This window comes from Nonomuraea sp. WAC 01424 (assembly GCF_003947315.1).
Classification (GTDB): domain Bacteria; phylum Actinomycetota; class Actinomycetes; order Streptosporangiales; family Streptosporangiaceae; genus Nonomuraea; species Nonomuraea spiralis.
The window spans coordinates 283745-305162 of sequence record NZ_QHHZ01000001.1 but is presented as its reverse complement, the minus strand read 5'-3'; the positions used below and the strand labels follow the sequence as shown (position 1 = coordinate 305162).

General features: G+C 72.0%; 19 protein-coding genes and 3 pseudogenes. 12 read left to right on the top strand and 10 right to left on the bottom strand.

The features are described from left to right. The first annotated feature begins 137 nt into the window (after positions 1–137). The gene (locus DMB42_RS01375; RefSeq protein ID WP_221761965.1) at positions 138–599 is read left to right on the top strand and encodes a DinB family protein; all 462 of its coding nucleotides are present in this window, start codon (positions 138–140) and stop codon (positions 597–599) included. Positions 600–897: 298 nt separating this feature from the next. Here the strand turns inward: DMB42_RS01375 and DMB42_RS54665 are convergent. After that, a pseudogene (locus DMB42_RS54665) lies at positions 898–1188 on the bottom strand (TetR/AcrR family transcriptional regulator); the annotation flags it as partial. Positions 1189–1203: 15 nt separating this feature from the next. Beyond that, complete coding sequence (locus DMB42_RS54660; protein WP_260477416.1) at positions 1204–1470, bottom strand: TetR/AcrR family transcriptional regulator; 267 nt, start codon at positions 1468–1470, stop codon at positions 1204–1206. Between the two features lie 21 nt (positions 1471–1491). Here DMB42_RS54660 and DMB42_RS55910 point away from each other — a divergent pair. Further along, a pseudogene (locus DMB42_RS55910) lies at positions 1492–1743 on the top strand (hypothetical protein); the annotation flags it as partial. Positions 1744–1876: 133 nt separating this feature from the next. Further along, a complete protein-coding gene (locus tag DMB42_RS54655; protein WP_260477415.1) occupies positions 1877–2044 on the top strand; it encodes a hypothetical protein in 168 nt (55 codons plus the stop codon). A 254-nt stretch (positions 2045–2298) separates the two neighbouring features. Here the strand turns inward: DMB42_RS54655 and DMB42_RS01360 are convergent, their stop codons facing one another. Beyond that, entirely contained in the window at positions 2299–3642 is a 1344-nt protein-coding gene (locus tag DMB42_RS01360; RefSeq protein WP_185844410.1) for a serine/threonine-protein kinase, read from the bottom strand. A 248-nt stretch (positions 3643–3890) separates the two neighbouring features. Here DMB42_RS01360 and DMB42_RS01355 point away from each other — a divergent pair, with 248 nt between their 5' ends. From DMB42_RS01355 to DMB42_RS01310, 8 genes and pseudogenes are all read left to right on the top strand, one after another. Further along, complete coding sequence (locus DMB42_RS01355) at positions 3891–6260, top strand: glycosyl hydrolase (protein WP_125629779.1); 2370 nt, start codon at positions 3891–3893, stop codon at positions 6258–6260. Continuing rightward, a complete protein-coding gene (locus DMB42_RS56255) occupies positions 6170–6655 on the top strand; it encodes an amidohydrolase family protein (RefSeq protein ID WP_396980639.1) in 486 nt (161 codons plus the stop codon). The genes DMB42_RS01355 and DMB42_RS56255 overlap by 91 nt, the downstream gene beginning before the upstream one ends. 422 nt (positions 6656–7077) lie before the next feature. After that, entirely contained in the window at positions 7078–7446 is a 369-nt protein-coding gene (locus tag DMB42_RS01345) for a DoxX family protein (protein ID WP_396980636.1), read from the top strand. Between the two features lie 128 nt (positions 7447–7574). Next, a complete protein-coding gene (locus DMB42_RS01340) occupies positions 7575–7784 on the top strand; it encodes a ferredoxin (protein ID WP_125629775.1) in 210 nt (69 codons plus the stop codon). Continuing rightward, the gene (locus DMB42_RS01335; protein ID WP_125629773.1) at positions 7774–9144 is read left to right on the top strand and encodes an NAD(P)/FAD-dependent oxidoreductase; all 1371 of its coding nucleotides are present in this window, start codon (positions 7774–7776) and stop codon (positions 9142–9144) included. Before DMB42_RS01340 ends, DMB42_RS01335 begins: the two co-directional genes overlap by 11 nt. A gap of 31 nt (positions 9145–9175) precedes the next feature. Then, the gene (locus DMB42_RS01330; protein ID WP_125629771.1) at positions 9176–10390 is read left to right on the top strand and encodes a cytochrome P450; all 1215 of its coding nucleotides are present in this window, start codon (positions 9176–9178) and stop codon (positions 10388–10390) included. Positions 10391–10512: 122 nt separating this feature from the next. Next, a pseudogene (locus DMB42_RS54650) lies at positions 10513–10776 on the top strand (hypothetical protein); the annotation flags it as partial. Positions 10777–11080: 304 nt separating this feature from the next. Beyond that, a complete protein-coding gene (locus tag DMB42_RS01310) occupies positions 11081–12001 on the top strand; it encodes an AraC family transcriptional regulator (protein WP_260477414.1) in 921 nt (306 codons plus the stop codon). On the opposite strand, the gene DMB42_RS01305 is transcribed toward DMB42_RS01310, so the two are convergent. Genes DMB42_RS01305 through DMB42_RS01280 form a run of 6 tightly spaced genes read right to left on the bottom strand, consistent with a single transcriptional unit; the run spans position 11955 to position 17894 of the window. Next, positions 11955–14012: a xanthine dehydrogenase family protein molybdopterin-binding subunit gene (locus tag DMB42_RS01305; protein ID WP_125629770.1), complete on the bottom strand. Its 2058-nt coding sequence runs from the start codon at positions 14010–14012 to the stop codon at positions 11955–11957. The two genes, DMB42_RS01310 and DMB42_RS01305, sit on opposite strands and share 47 nt — an antisense overlap. Continuing rightward, complete coding sequence (locus DMB42_RS01300) at positions 14009–14968, bottom strand: xanthine dehydrogenase family protein subunit M (RefSeq protein WP_125629768.1); 960 nt, start codon at positions 14966–14968, stop codon at positions 14009–14011. Before DMB42_RS01300 ends, DMB42_RS01305 begins: the two co-directional genes overlap by 4 nt. Beyond that, positions 14965–15507 (bottom strand): (2Fe-2S)-binding protein, encoded by a 543-nt coding sequence (locus DMB42_RS01295; RefSeq protein WP_125629766.1) that lies wholly within the window; start codon positions 15505–15507, stop codon positions 14965–14967. Before DMB42_RS01295 ends, DMB42_RS01300 begins: the two co-directional genes overlap by 4 nt. Before the next feature lie 19 nt (positions 15508–15526). Further along, the gene (locus tag DMB42_RS01290; RefSeq protein ID WP_185844409.1) at positions 15527–16747 is read right to left on the bottom strand and encodes a low temperature requirement protein A; all 1221 of its coding nucleotides are present in this window, start codon (positions 16745–16747) and stop codon (positions 15527–15529) included. A 5-nt stretch (positions 16748–16752) separates the two neighbouring features. After that, the gene (locus tag DMB42_RS01285) at positions 16753–17367 is read right to left on the bottom strand and encodes a class I SAM-dependent methyltransferase (RefSeq protein ID WP_221761962.1); all 615 of its coding nucleotides are present in this window, start codon (positions 17365–17367) and stop codon (positions 16753–16755) included. Then, the gene (locus tag DMB42_RS01280) at positions 17364–17894 is read right to left on the bottom strand and encodes a putative quinol monooxygenase (protein ID WP_125629762.1); all 531 of its coding nucleotides are present in this window, start codon (positions 17892–17894) and stop codon (positions 17364–17366) included. The genes DMB42_RS01285 and DMB42_RS01280 overlap by 4 nt, the downstream gene beginning before the upstream one ends. A 177-nt stretch (positions 17895–18071) precedes the next feature. Here DMB42_RS01280 and DMB42_RS01275 point away from each other — a divergent pair, with 177 nt between their 5' ends. Continuing rightward, on the top strand, positions 18072–18635 hold the full coding sequence (locus DMB42_RS01275) for a ferritin-like domain-containing protein (RefSeq protein WP_125629760.1): 564 nt from the start codon (positions 18072–18074) through the stop codon (positions 18633–18635). On the opposite strand, the gene DMB42_RS01270 is transcribed toward DMB42_RS01275, so the two are convergent. After that, positions 18595–21354, bottom strand: coding sequence for an AAA family ATPase (locus DMB42_RS01270; RefSeq protein WP_125629758.1), 2760 nt, complete (start codon positions 21352–21354; stop codon positions 18595–18597). The genes DMB42_RS01275 and DMB42_RS01270 overlap by 41 nt on opposite strands. Positions 21355–21418: the final 64 nt, after the last annotated feature.

Here is a 21418-nt window from a genome sequence, read left to right as displayed (position 1 = left end):
GCGATACGCCCGGCGGCGGGCAAGATACGCGCGTACCGCAAATCGGTTGCGCAGGACGTCATGATGATGACATGACGTGGACAGCACCCGACGTAGAGCGGGGACCTTGGACGGACATGGCCTGTGGCGAACGCGAGATGCTGGACAACTGGTTGAAGCTCCGCCGGCTGTTCCTGCTGCGCAAATGCGCCGGCCTCACCTCCGAGCAACTGAAGACCGCTTCCGTGGAGCCGTCCAACCTGACGCTGCTCGGCCTCCTGCGACACATGACGGAACTCGAGCGCTGGTGGTTCCGGGAGAAGTTCCTGCACGAAAACCTGCCCGAGCTGCACATCACGGAGGAGTACGAAGACGGCGACTTCGACCTGGTGGCCGATTCCGACGCCGAGGCCGACTACGCCGCCTTCCTCGCGGAGACGGCTGCCTGCGATGCCGCAGTTGCGGACATCGACCTCGACGAGGTGGCCGACGACCCCCGGGCGCCGACCGGCAAGGTCAGCCTCCGCTGGATCTACATCCACCTCCTGGAGGAGTACGCGCAGCACACCGGGCACGCCGACCTGATCCGAGAGCGCATCGATGGTGCCACGGGAGCGTAGCGGCTCTCCCGGCATTACCCGTATCCCGGTCCTGCCACCTCACCGACGTACCCACTGATCAGCTGAGCGGTGGTCAGCCGTAGCTCCAGGACTCCGAGCCGGCTGACGAAGGCCGGCGGCCAACTCGGTCCCTATCCAAGCACGCCAGGGCCGGGCGGCCAGGAGTTCCAGAACCTTGCCGCGCCTGTCCGCAGGTGTATCGCTCGAAGAGGGGCTCAACCGGGGCATCCCGGTCACCTTCTGTGACCTGGGACGACACTCCTGCGGAGTTGGCGCCGCCGAAACCCTGCGTGTCCCGTCAGGTCCTGGGTTGCGGGCTCAGGCCCGCCACCGCGAGCCGGAACAGCCGCTCCGCCCGGGCGGCGGGATCGGGGTGGTGCTCAGTCGCGAGGACGATGCCGACGATCAGCGCGATCAGGTCGGCGACCGTGACGCCTTCCGTCACCACGCCCTCTCGCACGGCGCGGCGCAGCAGCGGATCGCCCGCCTCTTCCATCATCGCCGAGCAGGTGTTCTCATGCACCGAGCCAGGCTCGGCCCCCTCGTAGGACAGGGCCGCCGCCAGCCCTCGCGCCGCGACGCAGTAGGCGAGGACGTCGTCAAGTCAGCTGAGGAGGGCCACGCGGCTGTCGCCCTCGCCCGCGAACTCGTTCGCGCGGGCACACAAGGACTCGACCCGCTGGTGGGAGACCGCTTCCAGCAGCGTGCGGCGGGTGGGGAAGTGACGGCGCACCGTGGCTGAGCCCATCCCCGCCACGCGCGCGATCTGCTCCAGGGAGTCTCCGGCGCCGTGCGTGGCGACCTCCTCCTCGGCCACGGCGAGGATGCGCGCGTAGTTGCGCCGGGCGTCCGCGCGCTGGTGGTCGGGCATGGTGTCATCTCCGGTGTTGCTATGTGGCGGGGCCCGCCGTGTCGTACCGCAGAGAAAACGGCAGGCCCCGCCGTTTATTGCCTGAGGGAGTCTGATGTCCGCACCATCCGCGCCCGTCCTGGTCATCGGCGCCACCGGCAGGCAAGGCGGGGCCACCGCCCGCGCCCTGCGAGCGGCCGGCGTCCCGTCCGCGCCCTGGTCCGCGACCCGGCCACCGACCGGGCCCGAGCCGTCGAAACGCTCGGCGCCGAACTCGTCACCGGTGACCTCCACGACCGCGAATCGGTGATCCAGGCCGCCCAGGACGCCCGCGCCGTCTTCTCTGTGCAGATGGCCCCTCTGACCGCTGACGGAGATCGCCGGAATCCTCTCCCATGCGCTGGGCGCGCCCCTGTCCGCGCCGGACATGACCGAGGAGCAGGCACTCGCCGCCGGCATGCCGTCGATGGGCAGCTCGCACGAGTGGCTGAACGTGGCCGGCCAGCCGGCCCGGCCCCAGTACGCCAGGGACCTCGGCCTCCCGCTGACCAGCTTCGAGGAATGGGTGCGGCAGCACCTGCGACCCGCCGCATGACGAACTGATCGACAGCCGGGAGCCTGCGCATCCCGGACTCGCCCGAATGCCCGGAGCCCCTGGTCACTGTCAGCTACTTTGCGGCAGGTGGCACGGACCCGAGCGGAGGGCCATGACAGTGCGGCCTTCGACGTACGAGTGCAGACGGACGGCACGGTTGAAACCGACCGGCTCCCGGTCCAGGCACCATCCTGGATGCCGACCAGTCGCTCGGCCTGAGCGGTCCGGCGCTGATCGGATCATGCGGGGGGCGATCACGATCGTGTTCGCCCTCTGATCCCTTCACGTCGATCGGTGCGATACGAGCCCCAGGTCGCCCCCGCGGCGACGATCACCACGACGCTGATCAGGGCCAGCGACACCGTCGCGGAGTCTCGCCCGGACAACTCCATCGTGTTCCGGAGGGTTTCGCCGGCGCCGTGGAAGGCGAAAGCGGTCGCGCCACAACCGAAGACGAGCCCGGCGACACCGGCGACAGCGGTCACGGTCCTGCCGGCGCTCGTCGGCAGGAACCGCGCGAGACCGGCGCACAACAAGCCGGTGAGAACGACGTCGGCAACGGCGACGATCATTAAGGCGACGCCGAGCACGTCGTCATCCCCGTACCGCTCGAAGCGCTCCCATGTTCCGCCGGCGTCGGGGAGCCCGGCGACGCCGAGCGCCGTGATGCCCACCACCGCCGTCATGGTCACGATCAGCCCTGCGGCACCTGAGCGCTCCCGCTTCTCCGTCCGGACTGGGAGGATCTTGGTGTCGCGCCGCAGGCGGGCCGTGGTCGCGGGCTGCTCACGTGCCATGGCCAGCGCTTCGTCGACCGTCGGCCTGCGGCTCGGGTCCTTGTCCAGCAGCCGGGTGATGAGCTGTGTGAGCGGTCCGGTTCGTCGCGGTGCCGGGGCCTCGTCCAGCAGTACCGCGGCCAAGGTCGCTTCCTGGGTGGCGCGGCGGAACGGTGAGACGCCCTCCACCGCCTGGTAGAGGGTCACACCGAGGGAGAACAGATCCCCGGCGGGCAGGTCGTCGCCGCCGCGCAACCGCTCGGGCGCCATGTACTCCGCCGAGCCGATGAACATCCCGGTGGCGGTCAGTGCGGAGTCGGTGTGGTGGACCGCCGTCCCGAAGTCCGTGAGCAGGACCTTCCCGTTCACGGCGAGCATGACGTTGGCCGGTTTGATGTCGCGGTGCACGACACCTTCACGGTGTGCCGCGCCGATCGACGTCAGCAGGGCCTCGGCGACTTCGACGGCCCTGCCCGCCGGAAGAGGTCCGTGCTCCTCGACGTACTCGCTCAGCGAGCAACCGTCGATCAGTTCCATGACGATCCAGGGAAGGCCGTCGTCGATGACGACGTCGTGGATGGCGACGATGCCGTCGTGCTTGCGCAACCGGGCGGCATTGCGTGCCTCGCGCGTGGCGCGTGCCAGGCGCTCGGCCCGGTCGGTTTCCGGCATCCACGGCGGCAGCCGTAGTTCCTTGATCGCGACGTCCACGTCGAGGGTCTCGTCACGAGCCCGCCAGACCCGGCCGAAGCCACCGGACCCCAGTTCGTCCGCGAGCCGGTATCGCCCGCCGACCACGTCACCGGCCAGCCTCGAAGTCATGCCGCGTCTCCTGCCATCGCCCTGGCGCGAACAGATGATCAGGGTACAAGCCATCGTCATCGGTGCATGCCCGTTCGGTTCACCACGCTTTGCCGCCGCGGGAGCCGCACGTCACGGCCCTGCCGGCGGGCCGGGAAACGCCGGACGAGGAAATCGGGTCGAAGCGGGGCGCACCGTGTCCGTTGACGGGAGGCGGTCCGGATCTCTAGTCTCCCACTTAATCCGGCAGATTGATTTAATCGCCTGCCTTGATCGCGTCCACATCCCCGCCGTTCGCGACGCCGTTCGGGGTCGGGCTGCACGGCTACGAGCAGGAGCTCATCGACGGCATCGCGCGCATCGGCTACACCCACTCGCGCAACGACGTGGGCTGGTCCGCGGTCGAGAAGCAGGCGGGCGTCTACGCCTTCGACCGCTACGACGCCGGGTTCGCCGCGCTGGACGCCGCAGGGATCGAGCCGCTGCCGATCTCGGCCTACCGCAACCCGCTCTACGACGCCAACCGTACGCCCAGCTCGCCCCAGGGCCTGGCCGCCTACGGACGCTTCACGGCCGCCGTCAACCAGCACTTCGCGAGCTACACCCGGGCGACCGAGGTCTACAACGAGTTCAACATCAACTTCAACGACGGCCTGTGTGGCCGGACACCCGCCTGCTACGCCCAGCTCCTCCAGGCGGCCGCCGCGGTCAAGCCGCAAGGAGCGCGGCTGGTGGGCCCGGCGATCTCCGGCGCCTCGGCCGACTACGTGCGCCAGGTGCTCGAACAGGGCGGCGCGGCGGCGCTGGACGCGGTGTCCGTCCACCCCTACCGCCACCCCACGCCGCCCGAAGGCATGGACACGCAGATGGCGTCGCTGAGCCAGACCATCGACGCCGCCGCGGGCCGCTCGCTCCCGCTGTGGCTCACCGAGTACGGCTGGCCGACCCACACCGCGGGCGGCACGACCGACGCCATGCAGGCCGACTACCTGGTGCGCTCGGCGGTGCTCTCCCTGGCCGGCGGCGCCGACCGCCTCTACTGGTACGACGCCCGCGACGACGGCACCGATCCGAACAACCAGGAGCACAACTTCGGCGTCTTCGAGGTCCGGCGCGCGACCGCCCGCTACGCCGCCGAGCCCAAGCCGGCCGCGGTCGCGCAGGCGGTGATGGCGGCCGGACTCGCCGGACGAACGATCACCCAGCGGGACACGCTGGACACCACCACGTACTCCTTCCCCTTCAGGAGCGCCGCGGGCGACCTCGTCCGCGTCATGTGGGCCTCGGACGGCCCGAGGACCGTGACGCTGCGCACCGCCCAGCCGCTCACCCTCACCGACCAGTACGGCGTGCCCGTCACCCTGAGCCCGCACGCCGGAGCCGTCCAGGTGACCCTGACCGAGCACCCGGTCTACGTCAGGGGCCAGGTCGACTCACTCGTCCTCGACCCCGCGCCCGCGATCACGCTGAAGACGTCGCCGACCGTCGCCGACGGCGAGAGCATCGAGGTGCGCGCGGTCGTCGACCGCACCGGCCGCAACTGCCGCGCCGTCCCCGCCAAGGTGACGATCACCCTGGACGGGCGGCGCCACGACGTCAAGGTCAAGGGCTGCGGCACCGCCGAGACCGTCTTCGACCTCCCCGCCCCCGCGGGCGGCAAGGCGAGCTGGGTCACCGGCTGGGCCGCGACCGGGAACGAGAAGGTGGCGCGGCTGGCGACAGCGACGATCAGGATCACCACCCCGGTCGTCGCCGCCGTGGGGGTCGACCTCGTCGGCGACGGCGGCTACCGGGCGCAGGCGTCCGTCTCCCTGTCCAACACCTCCCGCGCGACCCCGGTGACCCTCGACGGCCTCACCTGGACCCTCGGCAAAGAGTCGGGCACGATCGCCGACACCACCACGCTGCAGCCCGGCAAGCAGGTCGCGCACACCATCCCGCTCCCGTCGCTGCGCGTGTGGGAGCAGGGCTACCTGGAGGTGTCCATCGGGCTGCGCGGCCGTGACGCCCTCGCGCTGCGGCAGTCCGTCGGCGCGGGACCCATCGAGCCGGACACCGCCACCACGGTCGCGCCGATCGACCTGGCGGCCGACGCGACCTGGTTCCGCTACACCGCCGACTGGGGCGGGGCCGCCGACCTCGGCGGTCCCGTCCGGATCACCCAGACCCCGACGGGGCTGCGCGTGCAGGCGACGGTCCAGGACGACGTGTTCACCCAGAAGAACCCGGCGGGCAACCTGTACAACGGCGACTCCATCCAGCTCTCCCTGTCGCCCGCGCTCCCCGGCGCCTCCACCGAACGCACCGAGATCGGCCTGGCGCTGACGCCCGACGGGCCGGCCGCCTACACCTTCGCCGCCTTCGGCATCGCGATCACCGGCCCGACCCCGACGGAACGGCTCGCGGTGACCAGGACCGGCGCCACCACCGCCTACGACGTCGTCCTGCCCTGGCAGAGCCTGGGACTCAACGGCCCTCCGGCCGGGGTGTTCGCGCTGTCCCTGCTGGTCAACGACGACGACGGCCCCGGCAGGAAGGGCTATCTGGAGTGGTCGTCCGGCATCGGCCACACCAAGGACACCGGCCGGCACTTCCCCGTACGACTCACCAGCGGGCTCCAGGGGGCGTCCGGCTCCTGAGGCCCGCCCTTCCTCCGGGAGGGCCGGGGGCTACGACGAGGAGATCGATCACTTCGTCGTCGCCCGGTGAACGGGCGACCGGCGACGGCCACGGCGCCTGGGTCAACACCCGGGCCCTGCGGATCTGCGGGCTCGACGCCGGGACGCCGGACCCGGCCGACGGCCGCATCGAGCGCGAACCCGACGGCTTCCCCCAGGGGACCCTGCACGAGGGCGCCGCCTCGCTCGTGGGCCGCCATGTGCCCGAGCCGACTCCCGAGCACCTGCTGCGCGCCCTCCTCGCGGGGCCAGCGGAGAACCACGCCGCCGCCCTCTCCACGCCCTACCTGGACGGCTGCGCCGGCCACACCGGCAACGCGGGTCGGCGGCACCGTCGTCGGCAGCGCGGGTGGTGAGGTGCTGGCCGCGCTCATGACGGCGATCCACGTGGGGGTCCCGATCAGGACGCCGGCCGAGATGCACCTCCCCGAGCAGCGCAGGCCGAGCGCCTGCTCGACCACACCCTGGACGGACTCGGCCTCTGAGCGCCCGGAAGCCGCGGGTTCAGGGTTGCCGGAGAGATGCCGAACTCTTGATCCTGACGTGGGTGCTCTCATGTCTTCTGATCTTCGTTCGGGAGAACAGACCGGTATGACAACGCAACGCGAACACTCACCGGCCAGAACCCATGGGCGGCGTGATGGGTAGGACCCGCACCGCGAAGGCCAGCCGATGTGTCACAACCGGCCAGCGATCTCCGATTCACTTCGCCAGGAAGAACGTCCTCGCGGACACGCTGCTCGACCGGCAGGGTCTGGTCCTGGCCTTCTATCGTTTCGTGACGGGTCTGCTGTTCGCCTGTCACGGCGTGGCCACCCTCTTCGGCGTCCTGGGCGGCCCCCAGGGGCCCGCACCGAGCTTCGGGGAGTGGCCCGGGTGGTGGGCCGCGGTCATCCAACTGGTCGCCGGCATCCTGGTCGTCCTCGGAGTGGCCACTCGCGCCGCCGCCGTCATCTGCTCGGGCACCATGGCCTACGCCTACTTCGTCGTCCACCAGCCCCAAGCGCTGTTCCCGATCGAGAACGGCGGTGAGAAAGCCGCTCTCTTCTGCTGGGGGTTCCTGCTCATCGCCGCGTTCGGTCCCGGCCGCTGGGCCTTGTCCGCACGGCTGACGTCCCCACGGGCGGTCGCTCACGAACGATCCTGACGTGCCCCGAAGGTGCGGGCCAGGTCGGGCCTGGATCGCGCGATTACCGGACGCATGCCCGATTGTCCGATTCCCTTTGCCGCTGCTCTGGACAGGAACAAGGGTGAGGTGACGGAGGGAATGGTGGGATGCGCATCGTTGTGGACCTCACCCGCTGCCAGGGCTACGCGCAGTGCGTGTTTCTCGCGCCAAAGGTGTTCCACCTGCACGGGGAGGAGGCGCTGCTGTACACGCCGGCCGTCCCCGACGACCAGCTGGAGCGCGTACGCCAGGCCGCGGTGGCGTGCCCGGTCCAGGCCATCCTCCTCGGCGAGGCGGTGAGCCCCGGTGGCCGATGACCTGCGGGAGGGCAGGATCGTCATCGTCGGTGCGTCGCTGGCGGGGCTGCGGGCCGCTGAGACACTGCGCGAGGAGGGCTTCACCGGCTCTCTGACCGTGGTGGGAGACGAGCTCCGCCCGCCCTATGACAGGCCGCCGCTGTCCAAGCAGGTGCTGCTCGGCCAAGCGGTGGCGGACGCCACCGAACTGCCGATGCGCCGGGACCCGGACGCCCATTGGCGGCTCGGAGTGCCTGCCACGGGCCTCGATCCGCTCGGAAAGCGGGTGATGCTGGCCGACGGTGACTCGCTTCCCTTCGACCGGCTGCTGATCGCCACCGGGACCCGGGCGCGGCCCTGGCCCAACGCGGAGGAGGCCGCCCTGGACGGGGTGTTCACTCTGCGCACCTGGGATGACGCCGGACGGCTGGCCGAGCAGCGCGCCGCCGGGCCGCAGCGGGTGCTGGTGATCGGCGGCGGCTTCACCGGCTCGGAGATCGCCTCGGCCTGCCGGGAACGGGGCCTGGAGGTCACGGTCACCGAACGCGGCCCGGCACCATTGGTGGGCGCGCTCGGCGGCACGTTGTCGAAGCTCGCCGCCGGCATGCAGCGGGCGCACGGGGTGGACCTGCGCTGCGGGGTGACGGTCACCGCCCTGTGCGGGGACGGGAACGGCCGCTTCACCGGCGGGGACCTGTCCGATGGCAGCCACGTCGCCGCCGACGTCTGTGTCGTGGCGCTGGGCGCGGTCCGCAACGTCGAATGGCTGCAGGACGCCGGGCTGGCGGCGGGCCCACGCGGAATCGCCTGCGACGGCGGGTGCCGGGCCTTCGACATGTACGGGATCGTCACCGACGACGTCTTCGTCGCCGGCGACGTCTCCCGCTTCCCCCATCCGCTGTTCGAGTACCAGCTGCTCTCCTTGGAGCATTGGGGCAACGCGGTCGCGCAGGCCGAGGTGGCGGCCCACAACATGGTCAATCCGGGGCCGCTGCGGCGTCCCCATCTCGCGCTGCCGACGTTCTGGTCGAGCCAGTTCGGGCTCAACATCAAGTCGGTGGGCGTCCCCACCTTCTCCGACCAGATCGTCCTCGCGCAGGGCTCGCTGGAGGCGCGCCGGCTGGCGGTGGTGTACGGCTACCGGGGCCGGGTCACCGCCGCGGTCACCGTCAACATGGCCAAGTCGCTCGAGTACTACCAGCACCTGATCGAGACCGCGGCCCCGTTCCCGCCCGCGCCCGGCGCGGCGGACCGTACGCTCGCCGCCGAACTGCCGCTTCCCTCCGACGTGCCGGACCCGAAGGGGCTCTCCCACGGCCCCCTTGTCGCGCTCACCGGTCACCTGCCGGACCGCCGGCTGACCATGGTGCGTCCTGGCTGACCCTTCCGCCCGTCCACGAGGAGCCCAGACCATGACCGCCGACACCCTGCTGAGACGAATCACCGACTACGCCAGCCGCCCCGACCCCTACCCCCTGTACGCGGAACTCCGCGAGGCCGGTCCCGTGGTGCGGCAGGCAGACGGCAGCCATCTGGTCGGCACCTACCACGAGATCAACGCCCTGCTCCACGACCCGCGGATCAGCGCCGATCCCCGCAGCCGCCGTGCTCCGGACCCTGATCTGTCCACCGAGGAGCAACTCCCGTTCCTGCGGCTCGACGACCCCGAGCACCACAGGCTGCGCACCCTGGCCATGCGGCCGTTCGGCCCCCCGCACAGCCCCGGCCGCATCGATGCCATGCGCGGACAGATCACCGAGGTCACCCAGGACCTGATCGGAGCGCTCGGTGACCGCGCACGGATCGACATCGTCGACGACTTCGCCTACCCGCTGCCCGTCACGGTCATCTGCCGGCTGCTCGGCGTCCCGCGCGAGGACGAGCCGCGGTTCCGGGAATGGTCCGACGCGATCGTCGCCTCCGCCGACGTCGGCGCCGAGGACGACACCACCGAGCGGGATCAAACCGGCCGGCAGGCCAGGGCCGACATGGGCCGGTACCTGGTGGACCTCGCCGAGCAGCGACGTGGCAACCCGGGTGACGACATGCTGTCCGCCTTCGTCAACGAGCCGGACCCGGCCATGCGGCTCACCCGCGAGGAACTGGCGGAGACCGCCGTCCTGCTGCTCATCGCCGGGCACGAGACCACGGTCAACCTGATCACCAACGGGGTGCTCACCCTGCTGCGTCACCCCGACCAGCGCGACCGCCTGCGCGACGACCCCGGACTGCTGCCCGGCGCGGTGGAGGAACTGCTGCGCTACGAGCCCCCGGTGCACATGCGCGAGCGCGTCCCGCTCGCCGACATCGACATCGCCGGGTTCACCCTGCCCGAAGGCACGCCGCTGGTGCTCGTACTCGCCTCCGGCAACCGCGACCCGAAACGGTTCCACGAGCCGGACCGGTTCGATCCCACTCGCCCGGACAACCAGCATCTCGGCTTCGGCGGCGGCATCCACCTGTGTTACGGCGGTCCGCTGGCCCGGCTGGAAGCGCAGATCGCACTCGGCGCGCTGATCCCCAGCCTCGGCACCGCGACCCTGATCCAGGACCCGCCGCCCTACCGGCACAACGCCATGCTGCGCGGCCCTCGCCACCTCCTGATCGAGGTGCGAGAAGCCAGCTGACACACGTGCGAGACCCATGCGGCTGAGGCGTGCAACAGCCTCGAAGGGCGGGCGCCGGCGGTTCAGCCGGAAGCCACGGACCGCCTTGGTCTCGTAGATGGGGGAGCGTGCCTGCAACGGGACGGTCAGCGCTGCCGGGTCGGTCTGCCGATGGGGGGAGAGCGAACGTGCACCTGGTCGCCGACCGGCGTCGCCGTCCGATCGTCCGGATCATCGGCCCCGGCCGGCATGGCGACCTCCTCCCGCGCCAACCGTGCCTACCTGCGCCGACGCGGCATCGAGGCGGTCATCCCGATCAGGAAGGATCAGCAGGCCGACCGCCTGGGTTCGACGCTGAGCGGTACAAGGAGCGCAACACCGTCGAGGTCGCCTCGATCAGGATCTGGCTCCGTTACCCGGTTCGATGAGCGAGAGGACGAGAAGACGTGGATGTGTATGAAGCCGTGGACAGCCGCCGGGCCGTGCGGGCATTCAGCGATGCGCCCGTACCCAGAGAGGTGCTCGTACCGGGCGCGCGGAAAGGACGGAAACAGTGAGCTTTGTCGGAGCATGACCGCCAGGCGGTCAAGATCTACGGGACAGACCCTGAGCGGGCAGCCCCGGGCCCAGTCGCCGGACAGACCCCACGTTCGGGAACAACAGGTGGCGTGAAGCCGGCCGGGTTGTCGCCGGGCCTCGGGCGGTGTTTGGATGGGGATCATGGCCCTCGACGAGCTGCGCGACCTCCTCATCCGCCATGCTCGACCCGATCTCGGAACACCGATCGAGGATGTCCTGATCTTCAAGGCCGAGCGCCCCCGGCCGCCGACGCCGACGACCTACGGCAAGGTGCTGGCGCTCGTCGCCCAGGGCACGAAACGGTTCGCGCTGGGCGACCGCCTGTACGAGTACCGGGAGGGGCAGTATCTCGTCGCTTCGGTCGATCTGCCGGTGACCGCTCATTTCGCGAAGGCCGGCTCCGAACAACCCGGGCTCGGGGTCGGGCTGACCCTGCGTCCGGCGGCCATCGCGGAGGTGTTGCTGCAGGCGGCTCCAGGCGATCTGCCGGAGCTCGGCGACGACGTGCCACCCGGCCTGGCGGTCAGCACCGCCTCGGCCGAGCTCCTCGACGCCGTCGTCCGCCTGCTGCGCCTGCTCGACCGGCCCGGCGACATCGCCGTCCTCGCGCCGCTCGTCAAACGGGAGATCCTCTGGCGGCTGATCACCGGCGAGCAGGGCCCGACCGTGCGCCAGTTCGGGCTGCCCGACAGCGGCCTCAGTCACGTCGCCCGCGCGGTGCAGTGGATCCGCGACCACTACGCGCAGCCCTTCGCCGTCGAGGACGTGGCCAGACTGGCGGGGATGAGCGTCTCGGCCTTCCACCGCAACTTCCAGGCCGTCACCGCGATGAGCCCGATCCAGTTCCAGAAGCAGATCCGCCTCCAGCAGGCGCGCCTCCAGCTCGCCGCGGCCCCGGGAGACGTGGCCGGGGTCAGTCGTCGTGTCGGCTACTCCAGTCCGTCGCAGTTCAGCCGCGAGTACCGCCGCCAGTTCGGCGCGCCGCCGAGCCAGGACGCCGGGCGCCTCACTCCAGCACGCGATCGAGACGGATCGGCAGGGATCTCTGTCTGATTCCGGTGGCGTGCCAGACGGCGTTCGCGATCGCGGCGGCCGTGCCGACGTTGCCGATCTCGCCGGCGCCCTTGACGCCCAGGGGGATGCCGGGCTCGTGATCGGGTACGAAATCGGCTTCGATGTCGGGCACGTCGGCGTGCGCGGCGATGTGGTAGCCGGCGAAGTCGGCGTTGACGTGCCGGCCGGAGACCGGATCGCGCAGGCCCTCTTCGTGCAGCGCCATGGAGAGCCCGCCGATCATCCCGCCGACGACCTGGCTGCGCGCCATGAGCGGGTTGACCACGCGGCCCACGGCGAACAAGCCGAGCAACCGGCGTACGCGCACCTCGCCCGTCATCGGATCGACGGTCACCTCGGCGAACACGGCGCTGAACGAATGCCGTTCCCGTGCCGGTAACCCGCCGAGCGACCCCGTGGTGTCGGCCGTGACCGTACCGCGGCATCCCTGGGCGCGCAGCTTCTCCGCGGCCTCGATGATCGCCCACCCCCAGGACGTCGTTCCCCGGGAACCGCCCGCGCCCCACGCGGGACCGAGGCCGCTGTCGGAGATCCGCAGCCGGATCCGGTCCGTGCCGACCGCCAGCGCGTCGGCGGCGATCGCGGTCAGCGCGGTGCGCGCGCCGGTGCCGAGGTCGGTGGCGCCGATGGCCACGGTGAAGGCGCCGTCCGGCTCGGCGGTGATCGTGGCCGAGGAGGGGAAGGCCCCGGCGCTGAAGGACGTCGCGGCCAGTCCGGTGCCGACCAGCAGAGGACCCTCCCGCCGCGTCCGCGGCCGGTGGTCGCGCGTGTCCCAGCCGAACCTGCGGGCGCCTTCGCGCAGGCACGCGAGCAGGTTGCGGCTGCTGAACGGCAGCCCGGACACGGGACCGGCCACCGGCTCGTTGCGCAGCCGCAGTTCGAGCGGATCCATGCCCAGCCGCTCGGCCAGCTCGTCCATGGCCGATTCGAGGGCGAAGGAGCCGGGCGCGGCGCCCGGCCCCCGCATCGAGTACGGCGGCAGGATGTCGAGCGGGACCGCGCTGAGCCGGGTGCGGATCGCGCGCGCCGCGTAGAGCGTCTTGGTGAGCTCGGTGCAGCCCTCCAGGTACTCCACCAGCGGCGAGATCTCGAACGCCGCCTCGTGGTGGACGGCCCGCAGCCGGCCGTCCGCGTCGGCGCCGATCCGGATCCGCTGGTCGGTCGCGGGCCGCATCGCGGTCGCCAGGAACACCTGGGCGCGGGTGAGCGTGACCCGTACGGGCCGGCCGAACAGCCGCGCCGCCATCGTGGCCAGGATCAGCTGCGGACCGCAGAGCCCCTTGGAACCGAAGCCGCCGCCTACGTGCTCGGTGCGGACGCGTACCAGATCCGGGCTCAGCGAGAACAGCGTGGCCAGGGTGACGGCTACGGAGAACGGCGCCTGGTCGGAGTCGATCGCCTCCAGCCGCCCACCTTCCCACCAGGCGGTCGCCGAGTGCGGCTCCATGGCGCTGCAGTGCTCCTCAGGAGTGCGGTACCGCTCCTCGACCACCACCTCGGTCGCGGCCAGCTCCGCCTCCACGTCGCCGACGTCCACGGGCTCGTCGAAGATCGCCACCGCCGGACGGCCCGCCGGGTGGCCGGCGCTGAAGGCCGTGTCGTGCGGCTCCTCGTCGTAGGTCACCGGCAGCGCGCCGACCGCCGCTTGGGCCTGTTCGAGTGTCTCGGCCACGACGAGCGCGACGGGCCGGCCGGCGAAGGGGATCACCTCGTCCTGCAACAGCTGCAGCTGGCCGTCCGGGCCGAAGAAGCCGCCCGTCTTCGGGGCGAGGCGGGGTGCGTTCCGATGGTCGATCACGCCCAGCACGCCGGGCATGTCCTGGACGGCGGAGACGTCGATGTCGCGGATCCGGCCGCGGGACACGGTGGCCAGGACGACAGCGCCGAAGGCCATGCCAGGCATCGGCACGTCGGCGGCGTAGCGGGCGGCGCCGGTGACCTTGGCCCGGCCCTCGACCCGCGGCCGCGCGACCCCTACGGCGTCCGTCATGGCTGGAGCTCCTTCAGCACGGTCTCGATGAGATTGCCGGCCAGCCGCACCTTGTAGCCGTTGCCGGGCAGCGGTTCGGCGGCGGCCAGTTCGGCGTCGGCGGCGGCCCGCAACGCCTCCGCCGTGAGGGGAACGTCAGCCAGGAGAGCTTCGGCGGTCCGGGCGCGCCAGGGTCGCGAGGCGACCCCGCCGAGAGCGATCCGCGCCGAACCCGCGTCCAGGTCCAGCGCCGCCGCGACGGAGACGGTGGCGAAGGCGTAGGACGCGCGTTCGCGGACCTTCCGGTAGCGCGAGCGCGGCGACACCGCGCGGCCGGGCAGGACGACCGCCGTGATCAGCGCTCCCGGCGGCAGCGCCGTCTCGCGGTCCGGCGTGTCCCCGACGGGCGGGTAGAACTCCTCCAGCGGCGTCTCACCAGGGCCGTCGAGCGTCTCATAGCGCACGACGGCGTCGAACGCCAGCATCGCGACCGCCATGTCGGAGGCGTGGGTGGCCACGCAGCTCGGCGTCCAGCCGAGGATGGCGTGGTTGTGGTGCTCCCCGGCGATCGCGGGACAGCCGGTGCCGGGGACCCGTTTGTTGCACACCTGCGTGGCGAAGTAGGCGCACCGGGTGCGCTGCAGCAGGTTGCCGCCCACCGTGGCCATGTTGCGAAGCTGGCCGGACGCTCCCGCCAGCACCGCCTGGCTCAGCGCCGGGTAGCGCCGCCGTACCTCCGGGTGGGCGGCCAGGTCGCTGTTGGTCGTCGTGGCGCCGATGACCAGCCCGCCGTCCGGCGCCTCGGCGACGCCGGCGAGTGGCAGCCGCCGTACGTCGACCAGTCTCGCGGGAGACTCCACCCCCGCCTTCATCAGATCGACGAGGTTGGTGCCGCCGGCCAGATACCGGGCACCGCCGTCGGCCGCGATCAGCGCGTCACGGACGTCCGTCGCGCGCTCGTAGGCGAACTCCCTCATCCCGCGCTCTCCTCCCGGGCAGCCGTCTCCAGCACGGCGCGGACGATGGACGGGTAGGCGCCGCAGCGGCACAGGTTGCCGCTCATCCGCTCGCGCACCTCCGCGGCGTCCAGTACGGGCGCCGGGCCGTCCGGGGACACCTCGGTGGTGACCGCGCTGGGCCAGCCCGTCGCGTGCTCGGCCAGCATCCCGACCGCCGAACAGAGCTGCCCGGACGTGCAGTATCCGCACTGGAAGCCGTCGAGCTCGATGAAGGCCCGCTGAAGCGGCAGCAACTCGCCGTCCCCGGCCAGCCCCTCGGCGGTCGTGATCCCGGCCCCCTCGGCGGCCACCGCGAGCGTCAGGCAGGAGAGCACCCGCCTGCCGTCGAGCAGCACCGTGCACGCGCCGCACTGGCCGTGATCGCAGCCCTTCTTGGGGCCGGTGTGGCCGGCGTCCTCGCGTAACGCGTCCAGCAGCGTCCTGCGGTTGTCGACGGCCAACCGGTGCGGCACGCCGTTGACCTGGAGCGAGATCACGCTGCGGTGATGGTCTGTCATCGTCTTTCCTCTCTCGGGGCTACGTAATCAGTCCTGCGGCGGGCGGACGATCCCCAAGGCTGGCGCGTCCTTGCCCATTCCTGCTCGCCCGGCGGGCGCTCTCGACGGCGATCAGAGCCGCCAGGACGGCCACCACACCGGCCGGCCCGGCCGGCGACGGGAGGAGCGAAGTGGCCGGGGCGGCGGCAAGGACGGCGCAGGCCGCGGCCAGTCGCCGGCGGCCGAGCGTGCGGTGCGTCCGGAGCCTGAACAGCAGATGTCCGACGAGGTGGAGCGCGACACCGCCATGGAGAGCGAGCGCGGAGAACACGCCCAAGGGCTCGCCATCGCCGGCGTGCGCCACCACCCCCTCGATGCCCAGGGCGGTGAGCAGGACGCCGGCGATGATGGGGAAGTGCCCGTAGGTGTAGGCCTCGACGGCCAGGACGACCTGCTCCTCGCCACGTACGCGGCCGAGCCTGCGCGCCGCCGCGCCCGCCACCACGTCGAAGTACAGCCACCACAAGCACACCGCGACGGCGATGCCGAGAACGGCCGCGAGCAGCAGCGCCGCGCTGACGGGCCGTCCCGCGGCCCCGGCGCCGACGGCGACGACCGACTCGCCGATGGCCAGGATCAGGAACAACCCGTGCCGCTCGGTCAGGTGCGCCGGGCTGCGCAGCCGCCAGTGGCCGTTCCTGGCCGTGAGATAGATGCCGGCCCAGTCCACCACCAGGGCGATCGTGAACAACAGCACCTGCGTCCGGTTGCCCAGCAGCGTCCCGGACACCAGCAGCGCCGCGCTCGCCGTCATGGGCAGCCAGGTGATGGCGATCTGCCGCCGCAGCCCGGTGTCGCCGTCCGCGGCCACGGCGAAGACCACGAGATGCACCCAGCGGACCAGTAGATAGGCGCCCACCAGCACGAAGGCGCCCGGCCCGCCGCCCCACGCCTCCGGGATGGTCAGGCCGACCACGAACATCGCCGCCATCGCGACGACCATCCCGCCCCGCAGCAGCCCGCCGTCCGCCCGGGAATGGTTGCCCAGCCAGGTGTAGCCGGACCAGGTGCCCCACAGCAGCGCCAGCATCAGCAGGCCGCGGAACACCCCGTCGGCGTCGCGTTCACGGGCCATGGAGCCGGTGAGCTGCGTGATCGCGAAGACGTAGACGAGGTCGAAGAACAACTCGAAGGGCGTCGCCCGGTGATCCTCGCCGACCGGCCGTACGACCGGCAGGGCCCCGTGCCGCGGAGTCAGCACGGACCTCACCGGCCGACGGCCAGGGCCGGGACACGGGGCCTGCGGCAGAAGTAGACGAACGCGGGCGGCACGTTGGCCCACACCGTCCGGCTGACCACGACCTCCTCGAACCGCCCGCCCAGGAACCGCCGTAACCGGCGGGCCGGCGGAGCCCAGCGCGCGTGCGCGTACGCGAAGGTGGTGAACGCGCCGTGCGGGGCGAGGGCGCCGGTGAGGGCGTCGAGCAGGTCGTGCTGCCGGCCCGCGGTGAACGCGGCCCAGGGGAGTCCGCTCACGATCACGTCCGCGCGGCGGTGGCCCCGCTCGGCCAGCACCTCGCGAAGATCCCGGGCGTCGGCGACGGCGACGTCGATCTGTGGGTAGCGGGTGGCCAGACGCTGCGCGAACCGCTCGTTGACCTCGACGGCCAGGTGATGGCCACGGCCGCCGAGCCGGCGCTGGATCGCCGCCGTGAACGCGCCCGTACCCGGCCCCACCTCGACGACCAAGGGGTCGCCGTCACACGTCACGGGCGCGGTGATCAGGTCGGCCAGCGGCTCGCCGCTCGGCGCCACCGCGCCGACCGTGAAGGGAGCGCGCGCGAACTCGTGCAGGAACGCGGCGCGGTCGTGGGCGCTCACCGGACGGCTCCGGACGATGCCCGCAGCACCCGGGCGAGCCAGTCGTTCCTGGTACGCCGGGCCGCGACCGAGATCCGAGCCTCGGGACACAGCGCGTCGAACTGCGAGAAGCGGTCTCCCATGACCATGCCGCCGCCGCGGACCCAGTAGACGCACGGGACCGGCGTGTCACCGGTCCGGGCCGGAGTGAAGATCGACAAGGGGACGGGGGTGGTGATCTCGCGGTGGCCGGCGGCGCGGCCGTGGAGGATCGCGTCGACGTACTGCGCCTCTCGGGCCAGCAGCGGCTGAAGGGCGGCGGCGAACGCCTGGGCCCGCTCGGTCGCGAAGAACCTGGCGTGGGCCTCCCGGCTGACCCACCCCTCGGTGACGAAGACGGTGTCCGGGTCGCCGGCCGAGCGGCCGACCAGGAAGACGACGCAGTCCTCGCTCGGCAGGGACGGCGCGTCGAGCAGGGCCGCGACCAGGTCGTCGCCCCTGCCCGGTTGCGCGGTCATGGCGGCGTGGAAGCCGTGGCTGATGGTCATGGGATCACTCCTCAGTGGTGAAGCTCGTCGCGGCCCACTGTGGGCGCCGGCCCCGCCGGGCCACATCAGTCATCCGACTCCCGCCTTGAGCGGTCACGGCGGCCGGTGACCTAACCGCCGACGCGGTTACGTCATTTGACAGATGCGTGGCTCGGGCGCGTGCCCGACCATCGACACGTGACGAGTCCTCCAGAGCCGCCGGCCGTCCTGCGCATGCGCGAGGTCCGGGACCGGGCCCTGCTCGACCTGGACGACGGCCCGGTCACACCGTCGAACCGGGCCGAGCCGAAGACGGTCGCGCACCTGCTGAACGTGCTGCTGGCCAGCATGGTCGTGGCGTCGTTGCAGTACGAGCAGCACGCGCTGCTCGTCCGCGGTCCGTCACACCGGCCGGTCGCGGAGTTCCTCCACGGCTGTGCCGACCGTGACCGCGACGGCGCCCGGCTGCTGGCCATCCGCATCGCCCAGCTCGGGTTCACCGCCGGTCACGACCCGCGGCACCTGCCGGAACTGTCGCGCGTCACCTTCCAGTCGTTCCAGGACGGCGATCTCACCGGCATCCTGACGCAGGACCTCGTGGGCGCACGGATCCTCGTCCAGTCGTTGCAGGAGGCGGTGCGCTGGGTCGGGGCCGACGATCCCAGCACCCGGCGCCTGCTGGAGCGGCTGCTGGAGGACAAGGAGGCGCAGGCCGACGAGCTCAGCGCGGGGCTTCGGAATCCGGGGAGAGAGCATCCCTGAGCCCGGCGCGGGAGGTGACGCCGAGCTTGGGGAAGATGCGATAGAGGTGCGCGCCCACCGTCCGATGCGACAGGTACAGCCGCTCCGCGATCTGTTTGTTGGTCAGGCCGCTCGCCGCCAGCTCGGCGATCTGCAACTCCTGCGCGGTCAGGGCAGCCGGGCCGGCTGACGGCGCCTCGGCGGGCCGCTCCCCGGCGGCGCGCAGTTCGTTCTGCGCACGCTCGACCCAGGGCGCGGCGGCCATCGCGGCGAAGCCGTCGCGGGCGACGAGCAGATGCCGGCGCGCCTGCGACGCCGATCTGTCACGACGCAGCCGCTCGCCGAGGACGAGCCGGACGCGGGAGGCGTCCCACAGCCACCGTTCCGCCACGTGGCCCGACAGCAGCGACTCCAGCCGCGCCCTCGTCCCGTCGTCGTCGGAGACGAGGAACTCCGCCGCCGCCTGGATCAGCGTCATCCGCGTCGACAGTCCGGCCACGTCGGCGGCTCGCATCGCCTCGACGTGCGCCCTGGCCTCGACCATCCGCCCCGTCCGCACCGCCGCCTCGACGAGGTCGAGCATGACCCACGTGCAATGAGGCACGTAGGCAGCGAGGACGCCGGGCGGGCTCATCGCGGCGGCGTGGTGGAAGGCGGCGCCGAAGTCTCCCTGTCCCAGCGCCGCGAGGGCACGCGGATGCTGGGCGAACAGCGCCGCGGCCGTCACACCGCGCGGGAGCGCCCAGTGGGTCATCTCGTCGGCGAGCGCGTACGCCTCGCCGAAGCGCCCCCGTCCGGCGGCGAGGATCGCCCGGTTGTACCGGAAGTACCACGCGAAGAAGGAGAAGCCGCTGGTGTCGCAGACCTGCTGTCCCTCGCGGGCGAGTTCCTCGGCCTCGTCCCACCGGCCGACGAGGTAGTCGTCCAGGCACAGGTGCATGAGGGCGCCGAGGTGCCGGCGGGGCGCGCCGCCCTCGCGGCCCTGCCGGACCAGCCGCCACGAGGACTCGCGGCAGTCACCCAGGCGATCCAGGTAGACCGAGGCCGTGCCGACCCGCATGATCCGCGTCGGGTCGGTCTCGTCCGCGAGGCCGGCGAGGACGACGTTGCTGCTCGCCGATGCCGACGCTCCCGTGCGGACCGGGTCGGGAAAGGTCCGGCTCGCCAGTGACAGCACGTCGGGCGGTCGTGGCTCCAGCCGCTTCAGCACCCGGTAGAACGGCTCCCAGTACTCCGGGGCGCTGCCGTACCAGGACAGCAGCATCAACGTGTGCATGGCCTCGACGAGCGCGGGATCGTCGGCCCGGTAGCCGTGCTCGGCGGTCTCGATGGCGCCGACCAGGAGCCGGTGGGCGGTGGCGACGTCGCCGTCCCCGTTGAGCATCAGGAACGCGGCCGCGTTGGCGGCGTGGAGCGAGCCGGTGGAGTCCGGAGCCGCCCGCCGGGCGTCGGTCAGGAGCGTCTTGGCGTCGTCGACGGCTCCGCTCGCCTCGGCGCCGATGTAGGCGGCCTCGGAGAGCCGGCGCCCCCGATCGGCGCTCGTCACGCTCAGCTCGGCCGCCCGGATCAGCACGGCGACCGCGGCGAACGCGTCACCGCGCAGCATGATGCGATGCGCCGAGTCCTCAAGCAGCGCCGCCACCGTCTCGTCCGCTCCGACGGCGGCCGCGGCCAGGTGCCATGCGCGGCGTTCCTGGTCACCCGTCAGGGCGCCGGCGAGGGCGACATGCGCGGTCCGGCGCTCTTCGTGCGTGGAGCCCGCCACGATCGCCGACCGGATCAGCGGGTGCCGGAACGCGATCCGCGCCGTGGCGTCGTCCACGCGTACCAGCTGCGCCCGCTCGGCGGGGGCGAGGTCGGCCAGCCCGGCCTCGTCCGCCAGGGCGGCCCGGAGCACCCGGACGTCGCCGGTGCCCTCGAACGTGGCCAGCAGGAGCGTTCTGCGCGTCCGTTCGGGCAGGTCGGCGATCCGGGCGGCGAACATCGCCTGGAGCCGGTCGCTCAGCGGGACCACCTCCGAATGCGCCACCGCGGGATGCGGTGCGCCCTGCAGCGTCGAAGGCAGTTCGGTCAACGCCAGCGGATTGCCCTGCGCCAGGTCGAGCAGCCGTCTTCTGATCCGCGCCGGCATGTCCGGGAAGTGGACGTCGACCAGTTGCCCCGCCGCTGCCCGATCCAGCGGCTGAACGACCACCTCGGTCAGCCCGCGTGGCGCCGAGGAGCCCGCCGCTCCCGTCCTGGCGGAGATCAGCAGCGCGGCCGGAACGCCTTGCAGACGCCGGGCGACGAATCCCAGCACGACGGCGCTGGCCCGGTCGATCCATTGGACGTCGTCCACGAGAAGGACGAGCGGCGCCTCGGCGGCGACCTCCTTGATGAGCAGGAGGGCGGCGTTGCAGACCAGGAGCGCGTCGGTGGGCGCGCCGGCGCCGAACCCCAACGCCACCGTCAACGCCTCCCGAAGCTCCGGCGGCAGGCGCCGGATGTCGGCTTCGACCGGCAGGAACAGCTGGTTGAGGCAGGAGTAGCTGACGTCGGCCTCGAACTCGGAGCCGGACGCCCGCAGCACGCGCATCCCCGACGTGACGGCCAGCTCGGCCGCGGCGGCCAGGAGAGCGGACTTGCCGATGCCGGGGTCGCCCCACATCAGCCGCGCGTCGCCATGGCGCCGGGCCCCGTCGAGAAAGGCGGACAGCTCTTCGAGCTCGGCACGGCGGCCGAAGAGTGCGTTGCTGGCCATGGTCACCTCGCGGCGTCGGTCAGTGCCTCACCGGCTCCGGATGAAGACTGCAGCGATGCTAGTC